General features: G+C 69.5%; 1 protein-coding gene. It reads left to right on the forward strand.

The features are described from left to right. A partial coding sequence (locus KUM32_RS36295; RefSeq protein WP_217146158.1) for an aminotransferase class III-fold pyridoxal phosphate-dependent enzyme occupies positions 1 to 633 on the forward strand: 633 nt, incomplete at both ends.

A 633-nucleotide genomic window follows, 5' to 3' on the forward strand; every position in this document is an offset into this window, starting at 1 on the left:
GAGCGCGACGGCGTCACGCACGGCCTGGACATGTCCACCACGGCCAAGCGCGCCTTCCTGGAGTCCTTCCAGCGGACGATCCTGCGCCCGCGCGACCTGCCGTACAAGGTGATGTTCCCGGGCCCGACCGGCACCAACGCGGTGGAGTCCGCGCTGAAGCTGGCCCGCAAGGTCAAGGGCCGCGAGTCGATCGTCTCCTTCACCAACGCCTTCCACGGCATGTCGCTCGGCTCGCTGGCCGTGACCGGCAACGCGTTCAAGCGCGCCGGCGCCGGCATCCCGCTGGTGCACGGCACGCCGATGCCGTTCGACAACTACCTGGACGGTCGGGTGCCCGACTTCCTGTGGTTCGAGCGCCTCCTCGAGGACCAGGGCTCCGGCCTGAACCAGCCCGCCGCCGTGATCGTGGAGACGGTGCAGGGCGAGGGCGGCATCAACGTCGCCCGCGCGCAGTGGCTGCGCGAGCTGGCCGACCTGTGCAAGCGCCGCGACATGCTGCTCATCGTCGACGACATCCAGATGGGCTGCGGACGCACCGGCGCCTTCTTCTCCTTCGAGGAGGCCGGCATCATCCCCGACATCGTCACGGTCTCGAAGTCGATCAGCGGCTACGGCCTGCCCATGGCCCTGACC

The sequence above is a fragment of the Streptomyces sp. AC627_RSS907 genome (genome assembly GCF_019049165.1).